Source organism: Streptomyces pratensis (assembly GCF_016804005.1).
In the GTDB taxonomy this organism is placed as follows: Bacteria; Actinomycetota; Actinomycetes; order Streptomycetales; family Streptomycetaceae; genus Streptomyces; species Streptomyces pratensis_A.
The window spans coordinates 4,885,811-4,909,947 of sequence record NZ_CP051486.1 but is presented as its reverse complement, the minus strand read 5'-3'; the positions used below and the strand labels follow the sequence as shown (position 1 = coordinate 4,909,947).

Annotated in this window: 14 protein-coding genes and 1 pseudogene; 8 read left to right on the top strand and 7 right to left on the bottom strand. The window is 69.1% G+C overall.

The window, feature by feature from the left end; genetic code table 11:
• Positions 1-78: 78 nt before the first annotated feature.
• A pseudogene (locus HED23_RS19825) lies at positions 79-492 on the top strand (LysR family transcriptional regulator); the annotation flags it as partial.
• Between the two features lie 164 nt (positions 493-656).
• Here the strand turns inward: HED23_RS19825 and HED23_RS19820 are convergent.
• Entirely contained in the window at positions 657-1,091 is a 435-nt protein-coding gene (locus HED23_RS19820) for a VOC family protein (protein WP_203184744.1), read from the bottom strand.
• A gap of 192 nt (positions 1,092-1,283) precedes the next feature.
• On the opposite strand from HED23_RS19820, the gene HED23_RS19815 reads away from it, so the two are divergent.
• Complete coding sequence (locus tag HED23_RS19815; protein ID WP_203184743.1) at positions 1,284-1,724, top strand: ATP-binding protein; 441 nt, start codon at positions 1,284-1,286, stop codon at positions 1,722-1,724.
• A 200-nt stretch (positions 1,725-1,924) separates the two neighbouring features.
• On the opposite strand, the gene HED23_RS19810 is transcribed toward HED23_RS19815, so the two are convergent.
• Positions 1,925-3,433 (bottom strand): DUF4246 domain-containing protein, encoded by a 1,509-nt coding sequence (locus HED23_RS19810; RefSeq protein ID WP_203184742.1) that lies wholly within the window; start codon positions 3,431-3,433, stop codon positions 1,925-1,927.
• 636 nt (positions 3,434-4,069) lie between these two features.
• Between HED23_RS19810 and HED23_RS19805 the strand changes: the two genes are divergently transcribed.
• Positions 4,070-4,621, top strand: coding sequence for a hypothetical protein (locus HED23_RS19805; RefSeq protein ID WP_238442045.1), 552 nt, complete (start codon positions 4,070-4,072; stop codon positions 4,619-4,621).
• A 265-nt stretch (positions 4,622-4,886) separates the two neighbouring features.
• Entirely contained in the window at positions 4,887-7,118 is a 2,232-nt protein-coding gene (locus tag HED23_RS19800; RefSeq protein WP_203184741.1) for a serine/threonine-protein kinase, read from the top strand.
• A gap of 191 nt (positions 7,119-7,309) precedes the next feature.
• Here the strand turns inward: HED23_RS19800 and HED23_RS19795 are convergent, their stop codons facing one another.
• Positions 7,310-8,509, bottom strand: a complete 1,200-nt coding sequence (locus tag HED23_RS19795; RefSeq protein ID WP_203184740.1) for a PP2C family protein-serine/threonine phosphatase — start codon at positions 8,507-8,509, stop codon at positions 7,310-7,312.
• Between the two features lie 451 nt (positions 8,510-8,960).
• Here HED23_RS19795 and HED23_RS19790 point away from each other — a divergent pair, with 451 nt between their 5' ends.
• From HED23_RS19790 to HED23_RS19780, 3 genes are all read left to right on the top strand, one after another.
• Positions 8,961-9,329, top strand: a complete 369-nt coding sequence (locus HED23_RS19790; RefSeq protein WP_203184739.1) for a CU044_2847 family protein — start codon at positions 8,961-8,963, stop codon at positions 9,327-9,329.
• 39 nt (positions 9,330-9,368) lie between these two features.
• Positions 9,369-13,745, top strand: a complete 4,377-nt coding sequence (locus HED23_RS19785; protein ID WP_203184738.1) for a S1 family peptidase — start codon at positions 9,369-9,371, stop codon at positions 13,743-13,745.
• A gap of 230 nt (positions 13,746-13,975) precedes the next feature.
• Positions 13,976-15,937, top strand: coding sequence for an acyl-CoA dehydrogenase family protein (locus HED23_RS19780; protein WP_203184737.1), 1,962 nt, complete (start codon positions 13,976-13,978; stop codon positions 15,935-15,937).
• 375 nt (positions 15,938-16,312) lie between these two features.
• Here the strand turns inward: HED23_RS19780 and HED23_RS19775 are convergent, their stop codons facing one another.
• The 3 genes from HED23_RS19775 to HED23_RS19765 all read right to left on the bottom strand — a co-directional run bounded on the left by HED23_RS19775 (position 16,313) and on the right by HED23_RS19765 (position 20,032).
• Positions 16,313-17,200 (bottom strand): geranyl diphosphate 2-C-methyltransferase, encoded by an 888-nt coding sequence (locus HED23_RS19775; RefSeq protein ID WP_203184736.1) that lies wholly within the window; start codon positions 17,198-17,200, stop codon positions 16,313-16,315.
• Positions 17,201-17,216: 16 nt separating this feature from the next.
• Positions 17,217-18,512 carry a family 2 encapsulin nanocompartment cargo protein terpene cyclase gene (locus HED23_RS19770; protein ID WP_203184735.1) on the bottom strand — a complete coding sequence of 432 codons (1,296 nt, stop codon included), beginning with the start codon at positions 18,510-18,512 and terminating at the stop codon, positions 17,217-17,219.
• A 107-nt stretch (positions 18,513-18,619) separates the two neighbouring features.
• On the bottom strand, positions 18,620-20,032 hold the full coding sequence (locus HED23_RS19765) for a family 2B encapsulin nanocompartment shell protein (RefSeq protein WP_203184734.1): 1,413 nt from the start codon (positions 20,030-20,032) through the stop codon (positions 18,620-18,622).
• 1,135 nt (positions 20,033-21,167) lie between these two features.
• Here HED23_RS19765 and HED23_RS35725 point away from each other — a divergent pair.
• Positions 21,168-23,288, top strand: a complete 2,121-nt coding sequence (locus HED23_RS35725) for a LamG domain-containing protein (RefSeq protein WP_203184733.1) — start codon at positions 21,168-21,170, stop codon at positions 23,286-23,288.
• 528 nt (positions 23,289-23,816) lie between these two features.
• Here the strand turns inward: HED23_RS35725 and HED23_RS19755 are convergent.
• On the bottom strand, positions 23,817-24,107 hold the full coding sequence (locus HED23_RS19755) for a hypothetical protein (RefSeq protein WP_203184732.1): 291 nt from the start codon (positions 24,105-24,107) through the stop codon (positions 23,817-23,819).
• Between the last annotated feature and the right edge of the window lie 30 nt (positions 24,108-24,137).

Below are 24,137 nucleotides of genomic sequence, written 5' to 3'. Positions count from 1 at the left end.
AGAGACGCAGGCTCCGGTCCGCGTCCTGAACGCTGAAAACGGCGGCTGGGCGAGGATGGTCGGCTCGCCGGCTGCGCGTTCCTCATCGCGGACGACCATCCGGACGTGGACGACCGGCTCACCCTGGGCGATCTGGGACGGTTGCCCTGGGTCACCTACCAGCGGACCTACGACGCTCCAGCCGTACGCCAGCTCGGCGTGCTCGGCATCGAGCCGCGCGTGGAGGTGTCCGTCGACAGCTTTCAGCTGCTGCCGCTGCTGGTCGCGGGTACGCGGCGCATCGCCCTGATCCAGGCACGCCTGGCCAGGCTCCTGGCACCGCTCGCCGCCGTGCGGACAGTGGAGCCCCCGTACGAAGCGGTGCCGCTGCGGGAGGCGATGTGGTGGCATCCGGTACACACGCACGACGCGGCCCACATCTGGCTGCGCGAGACCACAGCCCGCGTCGGCAGGCGCATGACCGACGTCTCCGAGGCGTCGGCCGCCGAGTGACCGGTCCGCACCGCGATGACGGTGGCCCCGCCGCGGGACTGCCGTCCACACCCCGGGCCGGCGTCATCCGGAACCCTGGATCGCGTGAGGGCGGGCAGCGCTGCGCCCAGGGGCCCAGGGGAGGCGGACCCGGTGGATCCCCACCTCCCCGTCTCGGAGTGGGTTCAGTCGATACAGAACTCGTTGCCCTCGATGTCCAGCATCGGGATGCACGACTCGTTCTCCCCATCGGCGTACAGCGTCTGTACGTGTGTCGCACCGAGCGCGACCAGTCGTGCGCACTCGGCCTCGAGCGTGGCGAGGCGCTCGTCCCCCACGAGTCCGGTGCCGGCCCGGACGTCGAGATGCACCCGGTTCTTGACGGTTCTTCCTTCGGGGACGCGCTGGAAGTACAGGCGCGGGCCCACGCCGGAGGGATCACTGCAGGCGAACCACGAATCCTGCTTCTCAGGGGGCAGGGTGCGGTTGAAATCGTCCCACGTGGTGAACCCCTCCGGCGGTTCTGGTGCGACGTACCCCAGCACTTCACACCAGAAGCGGGCGAGACGCCCAGGTTCTGCGCAGTCGAAGGTGACTTGGAACTTCTTGATCGCTGACATCGGCGCACCGTACCGCGCACCAGGGGGACCCTGCCGCTCATTTCCCCGGGCGGATCCGCCCCTCAGGTCACTCGACGCGCGAAGTCCGGCGGAGTGGAGGACGGTGCGATGGAGGGCGCTGCGGGAGCTGACCGGGGTGCGCGTCGAAGACTGGGGTAGTAGGGGTGAGGAGAGCGGAGTGAGGGAGGGCCGATGGCGAAGGACACATCGCTGCGGGCGATGGGATGGGCTCAGTCGTTTCCGGTGTCACAAGGGGTGCGGGCCGGCCGCCGGTGGACGCGGGACCACCTGGCTTCCTTGGAGTGGACCAAGGCTGCCCCCGAAGTGGTGGACTCGATTCTGCTCAGTGTCTCCGAGCTGATCACCAACGCGCACGTGCACGCGCACAGCGATGCCCAGCTGGTTCTCACCTGGGACAGTCACTGCCTGCACGTGAGTGTCCACGACTCCGATCCCCTGCCCCCCGCCAAGCAGCCCGAAGACCTCACGACGACCGGGGGGCGCGGACTGGCCATCGTCGACGCGCTCGCCGACGGCTGGGCCACGCATCCGCAGGCGTCGGGAAAGACCATCACCGCGTGCTTCGTACCACCGGGCGCTCCGAAGCCTCGGCATGGTGAGGACGTCAGCTGACCTCCGGGCGGAAGTGACCCGGGGTGAGCTCGTGGGACGGCCGGGCGCCATCGGTGAAACCCGCACCACCTTGCCCGAGGGGCCGGAGGGCCCGGAGGATGCCGAAAGCCTGGCGACCGCTCCGACGGGGCATCTGCATCGGGGCTGTCACCAGGCCGTCCTCACTCTTCTCACCCGAACGCATTCGGGACGGAAGAGGTTCAGTGCTCGCAGAGGGAGAATTCGCGTTCGTAGAGCTGCTCGTTGTGCTCGTCGACGAAGAACTTGCGTTCCCGCATGAGCTGTTCGCGATAGTCCTTGGCGCGTTCAAGCGTCATGGTCGAGGTGTCGGACCAAGGTTGCTGCGGTGGCACATCGGATGTAGAGACGATCTTTTCCGACGGGTCGACCAGGAAGAACGCGAGAATCTTGCGATATCCCGGGCGGGCCGGGTCCGTGAGGCGGAACGAGCTGACACGGTGTTGCAGGATGTTCGGGAACGCCAGGCAGCGGCCGGCTGGGGTCGATGCCGATCCCAGCGTCTGGTTCAGTGCGTCTTCGTCCTCCAGGCCGTAGACCTCACGGAGACCGTTGTCGTCGTTCTGCTCGTAGTCCGGATCGTCGAGTGCGGCCCGGAAGCCCAGTCGGCTCTCGGTGATGTTCTCGCTGTCCCAGTAGTAGATGCCGGTCGAGACGATCCGCTCGTTCATCATCCCCTCGACATGCCAGGAACCGCCGTCGTACTCGGGCTTGTCCGGGGTGAGGTGAATGGTGGCGAGCTTGACGATGACCTGGAGACGACGGCCGCGCAGGTCGACTCGGGCGGATTCATCGAGCAACTCGGGCGGGGTGAAGGACGGGGCGTCCGGGACCACGGGGCGACGGTTCTCCCACCAGTCGTCCTGGGCCTCCTCCCATGCGCGGAGGGCTTCCGCGTAGGCCCCGTCATCGCTGAATGATGACTTGTCCGGATGTTCCGGCTCCGAGTCGTACCACCCATAGGGATCGGCCTCGATCCGCAGGGGCCTCGGATGGTGAAGATCGGTGAGCACGTTCTCCAGCAGCGGGCGGAAGCGCGCGAACAAGTCCGGCAGGACGGATGCCAGTTCGTGATGAGTCTCGGGGTGGACGTTGTTGACGTACGAACGGAAGGTGACATCGCCGTCGGCACTGATGTCGACGTCCGTGGGCAGCCACTGGAACTTCTCCGAGAACTCGTACTTCGAGTAGCGGTCCGTCGGGTTCTGCCAAGCCCGCTCGGGCGCACCGCTCACCTCTCTCACCAAGCAGAACAGTGAGGGATGCACCAGATCGAGCACCTGGCCGTCGGATCCGGGATGCCAGTCCCGTTCTGTTTCCGGGACCTGTTCCAGAACCCGGACCGCCTCGCGCAGCCGGGATCTGAGCTTGTCGTCGACCAGTGTGTCCGACTGCCACACCCCGTCGACGGCGGACACCTCGATGCCGGTTCGTCCGTCCCGCAGCGCCGCGTAATGCACGAGTTCTGCGAGCACGTAACTGACCTGCGCTTCGGTGAGCCCTTGGGCGACCGCTTCTCGCGTCCACCTGGCGACGATGCCGGCGTCGTTCATCTTGTCGAACCACCCCGGCTTCGCCCGGATATGCGAGCTGCACTGCATCATCTGGAGTTCCCGCAGCGTTCTGGGTGTCGCGAACGATATGGAACGAGAGGCATGGAAGGGCAGCGGGAAGGCAGAAAGGCGGGACAATTCTCTTGGTCCTCCGAGTCGGTGTGCGGTGGCGGGCAGGATACTTCAGCAGGCTGACACCGCAGCCGCAGCCGCAGTCCCTGGCATCCCCGGTCCGGGAGCCGGGGTTTCGACCCTGGGCGCCCGGCTGCGGCTCACCGACGCGCCCGGTCCGAGGGCAGGAACGGCACCTGGCCTGCCACCGGTGTCGTGATGCCGTCGCGGTACGAGACCGGCGCTGCTCGCGGGACGGCACCTGAGCCGAAGGCCGAGGACTGCCCGACGCCCCGGCCCCGCTCACCGTGTCTCCCTCGGCCTCGGAATGGAGCAGCTCGGCCGAGACGGGGAATCAATCGAGAGGAAGACCTGCATCTGCCCGAGGGGGCGGGATCCGAGCCGTCGAGCAGGCTGTCGTCACAGGCGGGCAGTTCGCCCTCCACCTTCTCCGGTCGCCCGGCGATCCTCGCAGCATCCGCTGCCGAGGGCTCGGTGGAGTGGCCGGGCGGCCGACCTCACACACCCTGGACTACGTACGGCACGTCAGGGAAACCACGGACTCGCGACGCCGTAGTCGGTGGGAGAGTCGTGGTCGGTCCAGGAAGCCGAACACCTCGCGGGCGGTCTGCGTGACGGTCGCCTTCCAGGAGGGGAGACGGTGTGGCGCGAGCGGAAGGGACGTGGGAGCGGAGGGTGGGCCTGACCGGAGCGGTGGTCAGTCTCGCTGTCGCCGGGTGGCTGATCTGGCTGCTTCCGGCACCTCACCTGGCAGCCGTCCTGGGGCTCGGCCCCGTGGACGGCGTCGTGAGGATCTCCTCTTGCTACGAGGTCACCGACTGGCAGGGCTATCAGGACGGCACCAACTGCACCGGCACGTACACGCCTCGGTCGGGGGGCGAACCCGAACGTCAGATCACGCTGGACAAGGCCGCCCGGTCGCACGAGCCCGGTAACACCGTGGAGGTGCGAATGGTGAGAGGCAGGGCCCACGAGCTGTCGGGCTACGCGCTGGGTACGTGGGTCGCCGTCACCGGGATGATCCTCGGACCGTTCCTCGCCCTGTCGCTGTCGTTCCGCGCCTGCGCGAGGGACGCCACGTGGAGCCACAACGGTGACTACTTCCTGGTTTTCATCGCCACCGAGATCGCCGCTCTCGTCCTCGCGGTCGTGGTGGGCGTCCCCGTCTCGATCGCCGTCGCCCTGTTCGGCTGAGGGGGCGCGGAGCCGCGCCACGGACCTGCGCCCGCGCCAGCAACAGCCGGGCTCGTTTCCCGGTGCAGACGTTCACCTGGCCTCCTTCGACGACAGGCCGCCGGGCACACGCACGTTCGACTTCGTGGAGTACGGCGGGAACAGCCCTCAGCTCCCTGTCGTCACCCGCTTCGCTCTGCTGTGACGCCCTGCGGCTAGTTTGTATGCAGGACAGGTACGCAGGCCCGTGGTGGCAAGGTGCACGGGGAACGGGAGGTCGGGAAGAGTGTCGCTGCGCGGAGGTGATCCAGCCGAGATCGGCGGCTATCCACTTGAGGCGCGGCTCGGCTCGGGTGGCATGGGCACGGTCTTTCTGGCCCGTACGAGTTCGGGGCGACCTGTCGCGATCAAACTGATCCACCAGCAGTTCGCGGGAGACGAGGAGTTCCGCATCCGTTTCCGGCAGGAAGTGGCGGCGGCGAGGCGGGTGAGTGGCGCGTTCACCGCCGCCGTGGTCGACGCCGCACCTGAGGCCGAGCAGCCGTGGATGGCGACGACCTACATCGAGGGGCACACGCTCGCCCAGCGCATCGCCACGAAGGGCCCACTGGACGGAGCGGAGCTGAGGAGACTCGCCATCGGGCTGGCGGAGGCGCTGCGTGACATCCATCGGGTGGGGGTGGTCCACCGTGACCTGAAGCCGTCGAACGTCGTGCTCTCGCCCGAGGGCCCGCGCGTCATCGACTTCGGCATCTCGCGCGCCGCGGACCAGCAGACGCTGACGATGACCGGGCGGGTCATAGGTACGCCGCCCTTCATGTCGCCGGAGCAGTTGCAGGCGCCCCGTGGTGTCGGGCCGCGGTCCGATGTCTTCTCGCTCGGGACGCTGCTCGTGTACTCGGCGACAGGCCACGGGCCCTTCGACGCGGACAGCCCCTACTTGTCGGCGTACCAGGTGGTGCACGAGGAGCCGTCGCTCGGTGCCGTCCCGGTGGCATTGCGCGCGGTCGTCGAGTCCTGCCTGGACAAGGACCCCGAGGGGCGGCCTTCGGCGGACGAACTCCTCGTGCTGCTGCGGGACCTGCCGGCCGACCTCGGTGGGACCGACGGCGGCGGCGACGGTGCGGGCCGCACCCGCGACACGGTCACCCTGCAGCACCTCGCGAAGCCGGCCGCCCCGCACACCCGGGCCACCGACCCGGCCGGTCCCGGTACGGGGAGCACTCCCGTCGGCCGTCGTCTGCGTCGCCGATGGCGTCCTGTGCTCGCGGCCGCGGTAGCTGTGGCAGCGATCGGTGGGGGAGTCGCCGCGCTGAAGGCGGGCGGCTTCGGGGAGAACGGCGGCGGTGAGAAGGGCAACAGCGTCGCGGCCCCGGTTGCCGCCCTGCCGGACGGCTTCGAGCCGTGGCGCAGGACCGTGGAGAGCGGTGGCGAGGGCATCCCCGACGAACTGCGTTGTGTCGCGCGTGACGACGCGCTGTTCTGCGGCGGCGGCGGTGTCGTCGCGACCCGGATCAGGGCCACGGACGGCTCGCAGGTATGGAGGGCGGAGAGTCCGGGCGTCCCCGTCCAGGGCATGCACCTTGTGGGCGTCACCGACGACACGGTGCTCGGATACCGCTTCGCCGCCCAGGACGCCCCGCAGGACCCTTCCAGCGAGGTGGTGGCCATCGACGCGGACAACGGCCGGGAGCTCTGGTCCGTGCCGACCGGCGCCCAGTCGACGGCCGTCACGGGCCGGAGCCAGGACGCCACGGTGGCCGGCTCGGCCGTCGTGACGGTCGACGCTTCCAACTCCCGCTTCGAGGCCCGGGACGCGCACAGCGGCGAGGTCACTTGGACGACATCGTTCCCCGCGGGCACACAGTGTGCTCCCGTCATGACGGGCCCACAGCTCCTCGCGATGTGCGCGACGGATGCGGAAGTGGATGCCTCGGAGGTGAGTCACCCCACCCTGTACGTGGTCGACCGCGCCTCGGGGACACTGGGCGGGCCCATCGCGGTCGACGGCCCCGCCGTCCCGGTGGGCGTCGACGACGGCGGGCTCGTACTCCTTCAGGCGCACATGGAGGGAACCGCGCTGACCGGGTACGACGGGGTGGCGCGGGTCGACCCGGCCTCGCGGAAGGTCACGTACGCCCGACTGGCCAAGACGTACGAGGGGACGCCCGGCATGTCGGACGGCACCGTCTACGTGAGCGGGCAGACCGGTCTCGTCACTGCGCTCGACCCCGCGACCGGCCGGAAGAAGTGGGCACGGCAGACGGGCGTGGAGGGCGCGTCGGGCCCCGTCGCGGATGCGGGCGCGCTGTACTTCAGCTCGGCCACCGGGCGGGTGGTCGCGCTGTCGCCGCACGACGGCAGACAGCTGTGGACGACGGATCCGCAGGCCGATGGTTTCACGGGTGAGCAGGGCGCGAGCCCCCGCGTGACCGTTGCGGGCCGTGCGGTGATCGTCGCCGCGGCCGAGAACACCCTCTTCGCCTTCGACACACAGAAGCCGCCGAAGTCGGGCTGACTCCGGCGGCACCGGATGCCGCGGACACCGCGCAGCGGTTGGCTCCGCACCGTGTACGCGCACCGTGGCCGGGGCGTCATCGGGGTCTTCGGGCAGTCGTCGAAGCGGTCTTCACGACGTGCCGGAGTGTGTGTCCTCCCCCGGAGGCCGGGGCAAGCCGCCATTGCCGGACGCCACGCAGCCGGAGCGGGTCATCCCGGTGCGCGAGCACCTCGCGGAGCGGACCCTTCGGTGCCGTGCCAGTCCAGGATGACGACTGAGGCGTCGTCGTTGAGGTTGCCCCGGCAGGCAGCCAGTACCGCTGTGGTCATTGCGCGGACGGCCTCCCTGGGGTGCGAGGCGCGGGTCTCGCGCACGAGAGAGGCCAGATCGACGGCGGCGGCACCGCGTTCCTGCATGCCGTCGGTGAGCAGGACCAGGCGGTCGCCGGGGTGCAGCTGAAGCTCCTGGAGTTGATAGGAGGTGGGGGCTGCCACGCCGAACGGCAGGTTGACGGCCAGCTGGACCTCCTCGGCTTCGGCAGCGCCGTCCCGCAGGCGCAGAGGCCAGGGATGCCCTGCGTTGACCAGTTCGCACGTGCCCGTCTCGAGCCGGATGCACAGCAGTTGTCCGGTGGCCAGCCCACGACTGTGACTCAGCAGTGCCTCGTGGGCGCGATGGGCCTGATCGAGGGCGTCGCAGCCCGTGCGCCGGGCTCCGCGCAACGCACCCGTGACCAACGTGGCCAGCAGGGCCGACTCGGTGTCGTGGCCCATGGCATCGGTGATGGACAGATGCAGCGTGTCCCGGTCGAGGGTGTAGTCGTAGGTGTCGCCGCCGATGTCGTCGGCCGGGACAAGACCTGCGGCGAGGGTGAACTGGGGAGCCTCGCAGCAGGAGGCCGAGGGGAGCAGCTGATGCTGGATCTCCGCGGCCAGGCTGGTCCGAGTGGTGCGGCGGCCGGCGTGGTACAGGTCGGTGAAGCGGCTGTCCGTGACGATGATGTAGGCCAGCGCGTGGGCTGCGTCCCTGATCTGTCCGAGCACGGTGTCGTCGGCGTACTGCAGTGTCACCTCCAGCAGACCGATGCAGTCGCCGCGATTGCTCACAGGCGAGATCACGCACCGTCCGCCCTGACCATCCGGTTCCACGTGCTGGCACTGGCTGCGGAGAACGGAGTCGTAGATGCTGCCCTGCAACTCGATCGGTTCCGCAGCGTCCGCCATGTCACCCTCGGTGGGTGCGTTCAGGCGCAGCAGCCGCTGCTCCATGAGATCGACGAACAGGAACGACACGCATTCCGCCCCGAAGCGCTTGCGCAGGTCGTGCGCGAGCACGCCGACGGACTCCCCGGGCGGCGCGGACTCCGCTGCGGCCAGAAGCTCGCCAAGTTCCAGATCTCTGCCATCCATGGCAACCTCCCATCGTCTGTCGCCACTTATTCCCCGGTTTTCGTCAGCCTCACCTGTACGTCCGTCACTCCTGGTCACGACGTCCCCGCCGCTGAAGGAACCTCGGCGTGGTGCGCCGGTCACACACCGAGGTGCGGTCCCACTGCAACGGCGTCGGCCCGGCGACCTGTGGGGCCGGCGAGAGCGGCTCGTCACACCCTCGACGCACACCACTCCCATGCTGTCGTGCCGACGCCTACCGTCGAGGTGGGCGGCCGCCGGGTCCGCCCGGCCGAGGAGTCGTCTTCCCGGCACTCCGCTGTGTGAGGTGCTGTCGGCAGCGAGCTCGCCCGGCGTCTCTCGTACGGCCGGAGCGGCCCGTAGATCGGAAGCCCGAACCTCTTCGTTGCCGTGCGACGGCCCGTCGCCTCGGCTTTCGCTATGATCCCGACTCCTAGTGCTGGAGGTTGCCGTGAGTGAACGCCCTGTCCACACAGTTGAGGTGCCGTTGGGGGACGACAGCGGCGAAACGATCCGGGTCCAGATCCGTGAGGTGGACGAGTCCCTTGTGAGAGTGGGGCGCGGAGGCCGCTCCGTAGCCCGGGCGGAGCGGTCGTTCGGACAGATGCTGGACACCGTGCGGCCGGTGGCGGAGAGCTTCGTGGGCAGGTTCCGGGGGATGGCGAACGCACCGGACGAGATCACGCTGGAGTTCGGTGTGTCGCTGTCGGCCGAGGCGGACGTGGTCATCGCCAGTACCGCGACGGCGGCCAACTTCTCCGTGAGCCTGACGTGGCACGGAAGTGACACGGAGAATCCGAGTGAGCCCGCAGCCAGCTAGGTTGACCTGACCGGCTCGCTGGGGAATGTGGAGGTCGCGGTGACGGGGGATGACGCACGGGGTGCCGACGAGACTCTGAACGCGGCGGTCGTCCGGGTCCGGGGAGTGAACGGCGCGATCGTCGGAGGAGGCGTACTCGTCACCCCGGACCGGGTGTTGACCTGTGCACATGTCGTATCGGACGCGCAGGACAGGGGGCGAGACCTCGCGGTCGCCGTCGGAACCACGGTGCGGCTCGACTTCCCCCTCGCCGAAGGGGCCGGAGGGGAGCACTTCACCGCCGAGGTCGAGCAGTGGATACCGGAGGAGCCCGAGCACCGCGGTGACTTGGCGGTCCTACGACTGCGCGAGCCGGTGCCCGGTACACGCCCACTGCCTGTAGCCGGCTCCGACGAGCTCTCGCGCCGCCCGGTGCGCACCGTCGGATTCCCCGACGGTGAGCTGGGCATGGTCTGGCACCGCGGGGAACTCAGCGGGAAGTCGTCGGGAGACTGGATCCAGCTCTCCCGAGCCGACACACGTACGGCTCACGTCACCGCGGGCTACAGCGGCAGCCCTGTCTGGGACGATCAGCGGGGTGCGGTGGTCGGCATCGTCGTCGCGGCCCAGAGGAAGCAGGACGACACCCAGCAGGCCTTCGCGATCAGTGTGAAAGCGGTACTGCAGAAGCTGCCCGACCTTGCTCGCGCCCTGACCCGGGACCCCTTCCGTGGCCTGGCCGCCTTCCAGGAGAGCGACGAGGAGATCTTCTTCGGGCGCAGCGCCGACATCGAGGAAGTGGTCACAGCGCTGAAGGGGGACCACCCCGCCGTCATCCTCTGCGGGCCGTCGGGCTGCGGGAAGTCCTCGATGGCTCTGGCGGGCGTGGTGCCCAGGATGCGGCGGGACAACGGGGAGAACTACGACGCGGTGGTGGTGAACGCGGGGATCGAAGGGTCCTTGTCGGCCGGACTGGCCACCGACCTCTACGAGGCCGCTCGTACGGGGCGGTACGGGGACCAGAGGGCGGAAAGCGTCGATCAGGTGGAGGGGTGGCTCGCGGACAAGGGCCTCGTGGACACGCTGGACCGTCTGCGAGGCAGGGCGGGCGGCAAGTACCTCGTCGTTCTCGACCAGGCCGAGGCCCTCCTGGACCGAGCCGAGGCGGAGACCGACGAAGCCGCCCGGCTGCTCTTCCCACGAGGTGGTGCGGGTACCGGATCACGGCTGCTGGTCACACTTCGTTCCGACTTCATGGATGCGGCGCTCAAACACCCCAGGCTCGGCTCCCTGGTGCGGAACAGCAGGACTCTCCCGCTTACACCGATGACCCGGGAGCAGCTCGGCGAAGTGATCACCAAGCCGCTGGACAAGGCCCCGGCGGTGACCTATGACCCAGGACTGGCTCAGCGCATCCTGGACGACGCGTGCCAGGAACCGGAAGGCATGCCCCTCCTCGGCTTCGTGCTGAAGCAGCTGTGGGACGAGCAGTTCGCCGGCCGGCTGCGCATGACGGCGTACGACGCGATGCACGGGATGCAGGGTGCACTGGAGAAGCACTGCGACGAGGCCTGGAAGAGCTGCGTCGGGGAGGACGACGAGGCCGCGGCCGAACGACTCCTCAGGGGCCTGGTCAGGGTGCTGCCCGGGAGCGATACGCCACTGCGCCGCAGGCTCACCCGGGAAGAGGCAGGCGACTCCGGGTGGGAGCTCGCCAGGTCGTTCGCCGCACGGCGACTGCTGGTGCTGCGCGGTGGCAGGAACGAATCGGAAACCGCCGAACTCGCGCATGAGACGTTGATCAACGTCTGGCCGGCGTTGAAGGAGCAGGTGCGGGCGGACAGCAGATTCCTGGCCGGCCGGGCAGAGCTCAACCACGACCACAAACGGTGGACGAAGGAGGACAGACCGTCGGACCTGCTGCCCGGCGCCCTGCAACTGGCCTCCATCGAAGTTTGGCTGAAGGAGCGTGAGGGGGAGCTGGGTTCGGATGAGCGCGATTTCCTTGAGCGCGCCCGACAGCGTCAGCGTGGACGCCGGGCGCGCATCCGCGCCGCCTGGACCGCCGCCGCCCTGGTGCTTGCCCTGATCGCGGGCCTCGGCACCTTTCTCGTCTACCAGCAACACATCAGCATCGGACGAGAGGCGGAGGGGCGATCGCGTCTGCTGGCCAATCTCTCCGCCGAAGTGGCGAAGCAGGATCCCGGACAGGCCGCGCTGATCGCGATGGGGGCCTACGAGATCGCGCCGACGGATGAAGCCCGCAACGCCGTGCTCCGCAGGTACGACCAGTTCAAGGAAGCCGCGTGGGTGCTGACCGGGACCGAGGGGAAGATCCGAAGCGCGGCAACGAGCGTGGACGGCACGGTGACGCTGGCGACGTCCGACAACGGGCGCGCCACGTTGTTCGTACGTCGGGCCGGGGAGACACGAAGGCTCCAGCTCGGTCTCGACGAGATGGCCTTCCATCCGCTGGTCGGCCGGGACGGGCGGCGGGTCGCCTACGTCTCGGCCACAGGGAAGTTCACCTGGCACGATGTCGACCTCACTGCTGACGAACCGGAGGGCCTGCTCGGGGCCCCACGCACCCTCGAAGCCGCGCAGTTCGAAGAAATCGCCGGCCTGATGGGCTTGGCGAGCACGGACAGTGGCCTCATGGCCTTCTCACCGGACGCCGGGCACCTGGCCACGATGGCAGACGGACGGCTGTGGGTGTGGGATCTGGCCACGGAACGCCGACGAGAAGTGCCCCGCCGGGCATCCTGGAACGACGAGTCCGTGTGGTACGGGCAGGACGAGGACACGCTCATCGTCCAGAGCAGCACCGACCTGACCCGAACCTCGTTGACGGCCGTGGATGTCGGCACAGGGACGGTTCGCGAGCTGGCGGATGATGTCGAGAACGGTTCGTCGTACGGTTCGGGCATCGGCCTGTCGGGAGACGGCGGCGTGCTGGTCGTCTGCCGCGAAGTGGAGAAAGAGGAGACCAAGGTCTACCAGGCCCTGCGTGTGACGGACGGCCGGGTGCTGAGCAGCTACACCGACAAGAGGGAGACCGCTGGTTGCGAAACCATAGCCGTCGACGAGAAGGGTGAGCGCTACGCAGCGAGCGAATTCAACACCTGGACAGTCGTCGACGCCCGTCAGGGCCGCCGCGTGCAGCGGTCCGAGGCCCCGCTGCACGGGAAGACCGTCGGCCGTCTCCTTCAGGACGCACACCAGCCACTCGTCCTGACAGTCGCCGACGGAAATGACGCACTGACCGCTCTGTCACTGACCCCGAGTGATGTCGACGGTTCCGACATCATTGTCGGCGTGCCCCGTCTGATCGACGGCGGGAAGACCCTGCTGGCCCGTGTAAAGCACTGGGACGAGCCCGACACCGGGGAAACCCTGGCGCTCGTCGACGCGGCCTCCGGACGGATCACCTCCTCGGTGAAGCGACCCGAACCACTCGCGGCAGTCGACCCCGCAGTGGAGAACGCGTTGACGGTCAACGGCGCAGGAACCCTCGTGGCGGACGTGGTCGGCCGGAACAAGATCCTGGTCCGGCAGATCCCGTCCTTGAGGAAGGTGGCGGAGATCAACACGCTCATGCCTCCTGTCGACGAGCGCGGAGTCGGGGACCCGATGACGCTCATCTTCTTCCGGAGCGGTGATGAGCTCCTGACACTCTCCGGCGGCCGTATCGAGCACTGGAACGCCCGGACCGGAAGCCGCCTGTCCGAGACCATCGACGCCCGCGACCTCAAGCTGGGTGAGAGACGTCCACAGCGCTCCGACCCGACCGGGAAGGCCTCAGGCCCGGACTTCGTACTGAACAGCCGCCCTGATGCGGGCCACGCACAGATCACGGCCTACGGCGACCCCGTGCTGTACACCATCGATCTGGGCACAGGCGAGGAGCAGAAGGGCAAACGCGTCCGTCTCGGCCCGGACGTCGAAACCGCCGTTCTTGACACCAGCCGCCGCTACGCAGCCGCGAAGACGCCGGGCGGCATGCTGGAGCTGTGGTCGGCGGGGGCTGGGCAACGGCCGAGCAGGCTGGTCGGCCCACTCGGGCCGCTCGGCTCGAACGACAGGTTCACCGGCGACGGGTTCACCTTCAGTTTCACCGGGAACGACGGAGAGTTCTACGTGGCCAACGGAAGCTCCGTGCGCTTCCAGCAACTGTCGGACCCCAGCAGCTTCAAGACGTACGACTTCGCGGCGAACCAGTACTTCGTTGCAGCCACCAAGGACGGAAAGACCCTGCTGCGGACCCTGTCCGAAGGGGGTTTCGGGGGAGGGAACGATGAACGAGGCCGTCTCGACCTGATCCGTCTCGACCCCGAACTCTGGAAACACCACCTGTGCGAGGTCGTCGGACGCGACCTCACCCAGGACGAGCGCCACGGCCTGCCATCGGGGCTTCCCGAGGAGATCTGCCGGGCCTGAGCGGCTGCGGCCCCGCATCTGCCCGGACCCCCGGCCCAGAGCACTGATCGCCGACCGTCGCGGCTGGTGAGACCCTGATCGCGCGCCCGGACGGAGGGAGGCGTTCTTCCGCCCGGGAAACACCGGCCCGCTGGGGACGGGGCGAAGGGACGGCCCCCGGGCTTCCCCCGTATGGCTCCGAGAGCGCCGGGCGACCGCTTGATCCTTCCCGGGCGGGGTAGCGAAGTGGCATGGCCACTGACAACACATCCACTGCTGCGAGCGGTTACGTGCAGCCCGAGGTCGACGTCCGGGCACTGACCGAGGTACTCGACGGCGGGTACGCCGAGATCCGCGACCTCGTCCGGACCAACCTCGTGAGGCACGCATCCGTTCTCGAGGAGGCCGACGAGCTCGACGTCGACGCGTTTCGCGAGCGGGTGCGTGATCTCGTGGTCGAGATGGCTGCCACGGGCCAGACCGGCATGGGTTTCCCGAGCGAGTACGGTGGCGGTGGCGACATCGGAGCCTCGATCGCCGCGTTCGAGACGCTTGCCTTCGGCGACCTGTCGGTGCTGGTGAAGGTCGGTGTCCAATTCGGACTCTTCGGCGGCGCGATCCTCCAACTGGGCACCGGACGACACCACGACGCCTATCTGCCGGACCTGATCACCGGGCAGCTGATGGGGTGCTTCGCGATGACCGAGACCGGGCACGGTTCCAATGTCCAGGCGCTCGGCACCCTCGCGAAGTACGACCCCGTCGGCCGGGAGTTCGTCATCACCACTCCCGGAGACCAGGCGAGCAAGGACTACATCGGTAACGCGGCCCGCCACGCCGAGCTGGCGGTCGTCTTCGCCCAGCTGGAAGTGGGCGGGAAGTCCGAGGGTGTGCACGCTTTCGTCGTGCCGATCCGGGCCGGAGCCGAGGTGGCGCCCGGCGTCCGCATCGAGGACGACGGCCGAAAGATGGGCCTCAACGGGGTCGACAACGGCCGCATCCGGTTCGACGGCGTACGGGTGCCGCGCGAGGCGCTGCTCAACCGGTTCGCCGACGTCACCACCGAAGGCGTCTACGAGAGCCCGATCGAGAACCCCGACCGACGCTTCTTCACCATGCTCGGCACGCTGGTGCAGGGCCGCGTCAGCGTCGGCGGCGCCGGGGTCAACGCCGCCAAGGTCGCCCTGGCGATCGCCACCAAGTACGCGGTGCGCCGCCGTCAGTTCGCGGCGACTCCGGACGCCGAGGAGCAGTTGCTCCTCGACTACGGACTGCATCAGCGTCGTCTGCTGCCGCTCCTCGCGCGCACGTACGCCCTGCACTTCGCGCAGGACGTCGTGCGTACACAACTGCACGAAGTCTTCTCCGGGATCGAGGACGACGCGCACGCGCGGCGCCGGCTGGAGTCACGGGCCGCCGGCACCAAAGCACTCGCTACCTGGCACGCCACCCGGGTCGTCCAGGAGTGCCGTGAAGCGTGCGGCGGCGCAGGCTATCTCGCCGTCAACCGATTCGCGGCCCTCAAGGCCGACAGCGACATCTTCACCACCTTCGAGGGCGACAACCACGTTCTGCTGCAGCTCGTGGCCAAGGGCCTGCTCACCCACTACGCGAGCGAATTCGAGGACCTCGACCAGCTCGGCACGGTCCGCTACGTCACCAGCCTCGCGGTCGAGACGGTCATCGAGAAGACATCGGCCCACAAGCTGCTCGAGCGGGTACGTGACCTGCTGCCGGGCGGCGACGAGTGGGACCAGGAAGCCGGACTGCTCGACTCGGAATACCAGCTCGCCATGCTCCGCTACCGCGAGGAGCACATGCTCGCCGGCGTGGCCCGCCGGCTCAAGCGCGGGATCGACCAGAAGCGCAGTCCCGGCGCCGTCTTCTCGCAGGTCCAGGACCACGTCATCGCGGTCGCCCGCGCGCACGTCGAGCGGCTCGTGCTGGAGGCGTTCGTCGACAAGGTGCGCGCGCTGCCCGCGAGCGGAAACAAGGTCGCGCTGGGCTTGCTGTGCGACCTGTTCGCCCTGTCGACGATCGAGGCGGACCGGGCCTGGTTCATGGAGCACGGCCGACTGACCGTCCAGCGCTCCAAGGCGATCAGCCGTGAGGTGAACGACCTCTGCCGTAAGGTCCGGCCCCTCGCGGTGGACCTCGTCGACGCCTGGGGCATCCCGTCCGAAATGCTGCGCGCGCCGGATCTCGTGGGCTGACCCGGGGGCAAGCTCCCGCCTGTGCCAGCTCGGCACGGCCGCAATCGGACGGATGGCCCGATGAAAGCGGTCCGGCCCCCGGTCGCATGGGGGATGCGCGTGTACCGGTGACGGCCACGCGGCCGGCCGGGGAGTCCTCGACAGGCCGCTGGGGCCGTGTTCTCGCGGCGAACACTCATGCCGGCACCGAGTGTGTCGTCCTGGTCGTCCGTGACGGGACGACCGGACCCCCGCAGGACGGCCGGGTGCGCCCGGGGCCTTGACCAGGACGCGTTACCGAGGACGTCGAAGGCACTCGGACACACTTCGTCGAGCCCGGCATGGCACCGGGAGGGCCCGCCCCGACGGGGCGGGCCCTCCCGGGTCAGCAAGGGCTCAGACGCGGTCCGCCGCGATGAGGAGGTACTGGAAGGACCCGTCCCTGTACGAGTTGATGAACGCGTCCTCGATGCCTGTGACCAGCGAGGACGTGGCCCGCAGCTCCCAGTAGGGCAGAGTGTCGGGGGTGAGGTCCACGACGGCCTGTGGCACGAGGCGGTTGTCGGCCATGGCGCGCAGGTACTCCCGGCGCGAGTGGATGTTGCACTCGAAGTGAGCGTTGATCTGCGAGACCCACTTCGAGGGCTGGCCGTACCGCGGGTTCCAGCAGCCGGTGATGGTGACGTAGCGGCCGCCGACCCGGAGGATGCGGGAGTGTTCGGCGAACAGGTCGTCCAGGTCGACGTACATGCTCGACTCGTTGTTCCACGAGCCCGCGGCCGACCCGGTCTCGAAAGGTGTGGCGAGCATGTTGCAGACGCGGGCGCGGATGTGGTCCTGGTAGCGGAGCTCGCGGGCACGACCGTTGGCGAAGTCGGCCTGCTTGGCCGACAGAGTGACACCTTCGACCTTGCATCCGAAGCGTTGGTGCGCCATCACCATCGAGCCGCCGCGGCCACAGCCGGCGTCCACGAGGGTGTCGTCACGCCCGATGTCGCCGAGGTGCCCGAGGAGGAAATCGGCCTGCGCCGACTCCAGTCGGTGGAGCTCGGCGATCAGCTTCTTCTCGCCCGCGCTGTCCTCGCTGTCGCCGAGGGCGGCGTGGTCCACCTCACCGATGCCGTAGTGGTGGTGGTAGAGGCCGTCCACATCGCCGAGACGCAGGTTCACGGGCCGGGCCTCCCCGTCCCAGTAGCGGGCGATGTCCCCCTGGTAGGGCGACGCCGGGCGGGGGATGCGCAGGGAGGCGGGGGCGGGAGCGGCGGTGAGTTCGGTGTCGGTCACAGATGATTCCATTCTCTTACCAGAAATCGGGCAGGCTGTATCGGTAGGTGTTGGACTGGTGCCAGTGGTGGTTGCCGTCGACCCACGCGGCCACGCCACGCAGGAAGCGCTGCACGTCCGGGACGGGGCAGGCGGCGGCCAGGGCCGTGGCCTCGGTCTCGAAGTCGTGCATGAGGTCGTTGTGGACCTCGACCGACTTCAGGTAGGCGTCCCGGTCGGAGAGGCCCTCACGTTCGGCGATCACGACCGGCAGGTTCAGGTGCCGGCCGGGAGCGTCGAGTTCCTTGGTGTACGAGTACAGGTCGTTCACGATGGTCGTCGCGTTGCCCGCGAGCGCGATGACCTTCTGCATGGCGGCCTGGGCGTGCAGGTCCGCCGGCAGTTCGTAGCCGCCGACGGTGTCCGTGATGGTCGGGCAGGGGCGGAAGTTGTTGAACTGGCGCATCGCCAGGTACTCCCACACCTCCGGGACGTGGTCCAGCTGTGCCCAGGCCGCTTCGGCGAGGTATCCCATGTGCAGCCGGGCCATGTCGTGCCTGAGCCGGTCCGCCTGGGAGGGGCCGGCGGCTCGGACGAAGTACTCCATGGCGGAGCGGTAGGCGCGACGAGGGGCGTCCGCGTGGAGCGACTTCGCCCACTGCGGCTGGTACTCCTCCGTCGTGTGCAGGGGGTCGAGGGCTGTGTGCGCCAGCAGAAGACGTTCGCCGAGGCCGATGGGCGAGCCCCCGTGGTCCTCGCAGTAGCAGTCGTCGACGGCGTTCTCGGCCACCATCAGGCGTGTGGCGAGCATCAGGTGGTCGACGGTGGGCGCGTCCGGATGACAGCCGACCATGTAGCGGCCCACCGAGAAGCCGTCGAACTCCTCCTCCCAGTCATCTGGATAGAGGGCGACCTCGTCCATCGCCCAGGACTTGATCCGTCGGCTGACCTCCTCGACCCGAATGGGGTCGGGCTCGGGCACCGGGTGGTGGTAGAGGCCTGGGACCGGTGTCCCTTCCGCCGCGCCCGCCGGGAGGCACGAAGGCGTCGGCGGCTCCTCCCGCAGCACCAGTCGCAGGCCCGCCGTGCCCAGGCCGCTGGGGCCACGCAGGATCCGTTCCAGGCCGGGGCCCGGTGTCCGCACCTCGGCTGCCGGGGTGTCGGAGGGAAGCCGGGCAGGTGCGGAGATCACGGGCGGGGCCGGCAAGGGGAACGCCGAGGGCGGACCGCCGGTGACGGCCCGGGCCGCCGCCGACGCGCGTACGTGCTCCCCGAAGCGGTAAGCGGCCTCTGGCAGGCTCGACTGTGGAGGTGGCAGCTCAGGCGCGGGCATCCATGGCTCCTTGGTTGGGTGGGCGGCTGTCCGGAAGCCCTCCGGGGCGTGCGCGACCGCCCCGGAGAGCTGCGGGGTGTCGCGACGAGCCTTTCGGGCCGGTCCCGCTACTGGGGCCAGCGGGCGATCTGAACGTTCTCCAGCACGCCGACCGCGTCCGGCACGAGAATGGCGGCGGAGTAGTAGGTGCTGACGAGGTAGGACGTGATCGCCTTCTCGTCGAGGCCCATGAAGCGGACCGACAGACCGGGCTCGTACTCGTCCGGCAGTCCGGTCTGGTGCAGACCGATGACGCCCTGGTTCTCCTCGCCGGTACGCATGGCGAGGATCGAGCTGGTCCTCTCCTTGGTCACCGGGATCTTGTTGCAGGGGAGGATCGGGACTCCACGCCAGGCCGGAACCTGCTGGCCGCCGAGGTCGACGTGGTCCGGATAGATCCCACGCGAGTTGAACCCGCGCCCGATCGCCGCGATGGTCAAGGGGTGCGCGAGGAAGAACTTGGTGCCGCGGCGCCGGGCGAGCAGTGCGTCCATGTCGTCCGGGGTCGGTGGTCCGGAGTGCGTCTGGATGCGCTGCTTGAAGTCGGCGTTGTGGAGCAGGCCGAACTCCCGGTTGTTGACCAGCTCGTGCTCCTGGCGCTCGCGCAGTGCCTCGATGGTGAGCCTGAGCTGCTCCTCGGTCTGGTTCATCGGCCCGTTGTAGAGGTCGGCGACCCTGGTGTGGACCCGCAGAATGGTCTGGGCGACCGAGAGTTCGTACTCGCGCGGTTTCAGTTCGTAGTCGACGAACGCGCCGGGCAACTCGTACTCGCCGACGTGGCCGGCCGACATCGCGATCTCCGCCTCGCCGCGATGGTTCTGCCGCCGGCCGGCGAGCGATGAGAACTCTTCGATGTGGTTCCGGAGGCTCGGCGCCGTGGTCAGCACGGCCGCGAAGTCAGCGCGTGACAGGGTGAGCAGCGTCCCGGAGGTCTCCGCGACTGCGGTGTGCTCCCACCGGGCGTCCTCGTCCAGCAGGGCGTGCTCTCCGAACCGGTCGCCATCTGCGAGAACGTCCAGGTCGACCTCGTCGCCGTAACTGCCGGCCGTGGTCTGGCTGAGGCGGCCGTGGGCGATCAGGTGGAGCTGGTCCGCGGGTGCCCCGCGCTCGACCAGCGTCTCACCGACGCGGAAGTCGCGCTGGACGCACCGGTCGGCCAGGGCGGTCAGCACCTCCACGTCCTCGAAGCCGCGCAGGAGGGCAAGTTCACCGAGCTCACGGGGGATCACCCGGACGTCGGCGCCGTCCTGGACGAACTCGACGGTCCCGTCGCCGACCGTGTAGGTCAGGCGGCGGTTCACACGGTAGGCCCCACCCTGAGTCTCCACCCAGGGGAGCATGCGCAGCAGCCAGCGAGAGGTGATCTCCTGCATCTGCGGGGCGGACTTGGCCGTATGGGCGAGGTTACGGGCGGCGGCCGTACCCAGGCTGGACTGCGGGGGCATCTCCGGTCGCGCTTCGGGGCTCGAGTCGACGGTCATCGGGCACGCTCTCCTTGATCAGGGGTGACGCGTGTACAGGGACGTCACCGGGCAACAGGAGGGAAAAGGGGTATGTGAACGGGAAACCGTCCAGATGCAGAGGAACACTAATGGCCGCTTCGCCCCCGGGACCAAGGGAAGTCGCCGACATTAACTCGATACGATGATCGCGTCCGCGCGATGTTTGTCCGGCTACCGGCTTGATCCAGCCTCGACCGGCGGCGAGTTCCGGCGGGCGGCCGAACCGGCTCCACCGGTGGGCCCGGCGGGTCCAGGTGCGGCGGAAGCGCTGTACACCAAGGCCGTCGCGGGCCTGTCGGGCCGGATGAGATGCCCGCCCGCTCGCACCGGCGCCTCGTGCGGGGTGTCCGGCTTCGCGGCACGACGTCGGAATCGCGACAACACCTGTCCGTCCAGGGGAGTCCGGGATGTTGCCCTGGCCGACACCGTCGTGTGTCGAGTCGGACGGGAATCGGCACCGCGGCAGTGTTCGGTGCGTGGGGGTGGTGCGCATGCCCCCGATGCAGCTCGACGTCGGCAGGCTTCTGGGGTCCTGTCCGCAAACGGAGTTGCTGCTGCGCCAGGAATGCCTGACGGAGCGGCATGTGCAGATCGGTCGAACCTGCGCACGAGTAGACCATCGGAGGGGCAGTGGTGCGTGGCTGCACGTGATTTCGAGAGCCATCTGCTCGCTTCCCGCGCAGTGGTGCGCCACGTGCCATGCGCGCGCCGCGGACTACGCACCTGCCTACGCACCTGCTACCTGCTACCTGCCATGTGCCGCGCACTCACCATGCACTAGGCACGCCCCACCGTCTGCCGCAACGGAGTGCCTGCGGACTCCGCCCGTGACGGTGCGCGAGTGGGCCCGGCTCCTGGGCTCCCGCCCCTGTGGAAAGTCCCGCCATCCGCGGAGGGTTGCCGCATCGGATGGTGCGCGGACCGGCCGGATCACGGTTCCGCCCCGACTTCGAGAATTCTTTTGAATGCGTTCGAAGAGCGCTCTATAGTCGTGCAGCCCGAGCTTGATGGTGGGCATCAAATCTGCTGGTCTCCGCGTGGCCGTGTGCGAGCTGATGGCGGCGAACCGCTCACGGACGGAAGACCGGACAACGAAACAGGGGGCCCCAACCGCATGATCACGCATTCTCGACGGCGCGCCGGAACCGGCGCCGCGGTCACGGGACTTGTAGCGGTGCTTCTCGCCGCCACCCCGGGCACCGCAGCGGCGGCCGGGGAGAACCTTCCTCCGCTCAAGCCGAGCACAGGAGCCCTCACCGCCGACCTGACCAAGGCCTGCTCCGACCAGCCCGTGTACGTTCCCCGTGCACCCGAACTCCGGGCCACCGTCGAGGACACGACGGAGGACAACGAGGAGTGGGAGACCAACCGGGCCGGTGCCGAGTTCGAAGCCTGGTGGACCGACGCCGACGGTCTCCAGCAGCGCCGCTCCCACGCCTCCGGCACCGTGCAGTCGCCCACCACCCAGCTGTGGCGGATGCCGTCGGACCTCCCGGCCGACACCGTCGTCTCCTGGCACGCCCGGGCCGTCGACGACGAAGGCGCGACCTCCGCCTGGAGCGATGAAGCCCCCGGTGTCACCTGTCGGTTCATCATCGACGCGATCGGCCCCGAGCCCGCGACAGTCGTCTCCGAGCAGTACCCGGACGACAACAGCGGCTGGCACGACGGCGTCGGTGTCTACGGCAGCTTCACCTTCGACTCCCCGTCCGAGGACGTCGTCGAGTACGTCTATTCCGGCATCGGTATCGCGCCCACCCGGGTACGGCCGGACGAGCCGGGCGGACCGGCCACCATCCGTTGGATGCCGGAGGACAACGGGCCCTACTACATACAGGTCCGCGCCGTCGACCGTGCCGGGCGGTCCAGCTCCCAGACGACCTACTACATGCGGGTCGCCGCCGGTCGCGCCCCCGTCGCCCACTGGACCCTCGCCGATCCCGCCGGATCCGACACCGCCGCCGCCGAGGCCGGGCAGCCGGCCCGCGCCGAGGACGGCGTGCTCTTCGGCGCCCCCGCTCCCTCCCGCTCCGACCTGACTTCCACCGTCACCCTCGACGGCCGGGGCAACAGCTACCTCACGCCCGATGCTCCCGCGGCGGACACCACCAAGACCTTCGCCCTCTCCGCCTGGGTCCGCCCCGCCGCCACCGGCACCCCGATGGCGGCCGCGAGCCAGGACGGCGTCGACGACACCTCCGCCTTCACGCTCGGTCTGCGTCCGTCCGAGGAGGGCCCGGCCCGCTGGGCCTTCCGCTACGGCACCACCACCCTCACCGGCGGCAGTGCCACTGCCGGCGGCTGGGCCCACCTGGCCGGCCTGTACGACACCGAGGACAGCACCCTCCGCCTCTACGTCAACGGCAAGGAAGTCGCCTCCGAGGCCGGCGTGGCCCCGGTTGCCGCTCCCGGCGCCTTCCAGATCGGCCGCGCCCGCGGTGACTCCGGCACGCGCTGGAAGGGCGAGATCGGTGACGTCCGCGTCTGGGACCGGGTCGTGCCCCGCAAGGAGATCGAGGCGCTGGGCCCCCGTCCCGCCGATCTGGTGGCAGCCTGGGACATCGAGCGGACCGATGACGGTGTGGCACCCGACCGTGAGGGGAACAAGCCGCTCACTCTGCACGGGGGCGTGGGCTTCTACACCCCTGACATCGCGGCCTGCCTCGAAGACCCGGAGTGCGTCGAGTTCCCGCTGGACGCCCTCGACGGCAACGACCACCTCGCCCTGGACGGCACCGACGACTACGCCGCCACCAGTGCCCCCGTCGCCGACACCGCCGACAGCTACAGCGTCGGCCTGCGGGTCCGGTTCGCCGACACCACCCCCGACCGGCCGATGACCGTCCTGTCCCAGGGCGACGCCGACAGCGACGCCTTCAAGGTCCGCTATGACCCGGCCGCGTCCGAGTGGCAGCTGGTCGTCACCCACGGTGGTGAAACCGGTGCCGAGGAAACCGTTGTCGGTGGCGCCGGCGCTCCCACGTCCCACACGGACGAAGTGGTCGTCGTGTACGACGACTCCGAGGGGCACATCACCTTGTACGTCAAGGGCGAGGCCGTGGCCACCGCGGAGTTCAACGCCTCCTGGAACGCCCCCGGCCCGCTCCAGGTCGGCCGTGGCCACACAGCCGACGGCGGCTGGGGCGAGTACTTCCACGGTGGGGCGGACACCGTCCGCTTCTTCGACGGAGCCCTCACCGCGGCCCAGGTGAAGTCGTTCGCCTACCTCTACTGAGGCAGCGAGAGATTCCCTTCCTCCAGTCGTTCGCCACGCTCCAACGACTGGAGGAAGGGCCGCCCGTGAGGGAGGCACCGCCTCACGTCTTCACGCCGGCCGCGCGGAGTACCGCCCGAGGCCGGTCCTGAGCTCGACGGGGCCCGCCCGCGCGGACGCCGCAGACGCATAGCCTGCTCGGCCTGTTCCCTGAGCGAGCGGTGAGCCGGCTGCCGTGCGACGCGCGGCGACCCGCCACGTGTTCGGAGGTGCGTGCCGTGTGTGAGACCGGCACGCCTGCCCCGAGCCGCCACAGCCCTCTGGGCAGGGCCAGGGGTTCCAGTTGCGCGGAAGGAACGAAGAGGCGTGCGGTTGCCTGCCCCGCACCGTGCTGCTGTTCCTGTTCCTGTTCCTGTTCCTGTTCCGGCTCGCGGTCGGCGGGTAGCGGGGTGACGCACGTTAGGGAATTCGCCTGGTGGAGCAGCGGAAGGCATGGGGAGCGAGAGGCCGCAGGTCGGTACTTTCGTTGGCCAACTCATCGCTAATACGCTAAAGCCCGGGTCCTTTGTCGCTGAGCAACTGGCGCTCTTTTGTTCGGGTGTATCGCGGCTTTACCGGCCGTCGGTGCGGTCGCGTGAACCGGGAGAAAATCACCCGATTGGTGGCACGCCGCGCCGTGGCGAGAAAATGTGTTGGGGTCGGCCGGGTGATGTTCAGCGGTTCGCCGTTCTCCGCGAACGCCATGACGAGAAGAGCGAACTCACCGGACTTCTGGGGGCCGATGTGGTCTGCATCGAAGTCGCTGGATGTCTCACCTGTGCCTTTCGGATCGACATCCATGCGAAATGTCTCCTGTGGCCCGGGGGCGGC

Excerpts from the sequence above, each read along its gene's own strand:
- HED23_RS19815 (WP_203184743.1), top strand. The coding sequence starts at position 1,284 with ATGGCGAAGGACACATCGCTGCGGGCGATGGGATGGGCTCAGTCGTTT.
- HED23_RS19780 (WP_203184737.1), top strand. The coding sequence starts at position 13,976 with ATGGCCACTGACAACACATCCACTGCTGCGAGCGGTTACGTGCAGCCC.
- HED23_RS35725 (WP_203184733.1), top strand. The coding sequence starts at position 21,168 with ATGATCACGCATTCTCGACGGCGCGCCGGAACCGGCGCCGCGGTCACG.
- HED23_RS19755 (WP_203184732.1), bottom strand. The coding sequence starts at position 24,107 with ATGGATGTCGATCCGAAAGGCACAGGTGAGACATCCAGCGACTTCGAT.
- HED23_RS19795 (WP_203184740.1), bottom strand. The coding sequence starts at position 8,509 with ATGGATGGCAGAGATCTGGAACTTGGCGAGCTTCTGGCCGCAGCGGAG.
- HED23_RS19765 (WP_203184734.1), bottom strand. The coding sequence starts at position 20,032 with ATGACCGTCGACTCGAGCCCCGAAGCGCGACCGGAGATGCCCCCGCAG.
- HED23_RS19820 (WP_203184744.1), bottom strand. The coding sequence starts at position 1,091 with ATGTCAGCGATCAAGAAGTTCCAAGTCACCTTCGACTGCGCAGAACCT.
- HED23_RS19770 (WP_203184735.1), bottom strand. The coding sequence starts at position 18,512 with ATGCCCGCGCCTGAGCTGCCACCTCCACAGTCGAGCCTGCCAGAGGCC.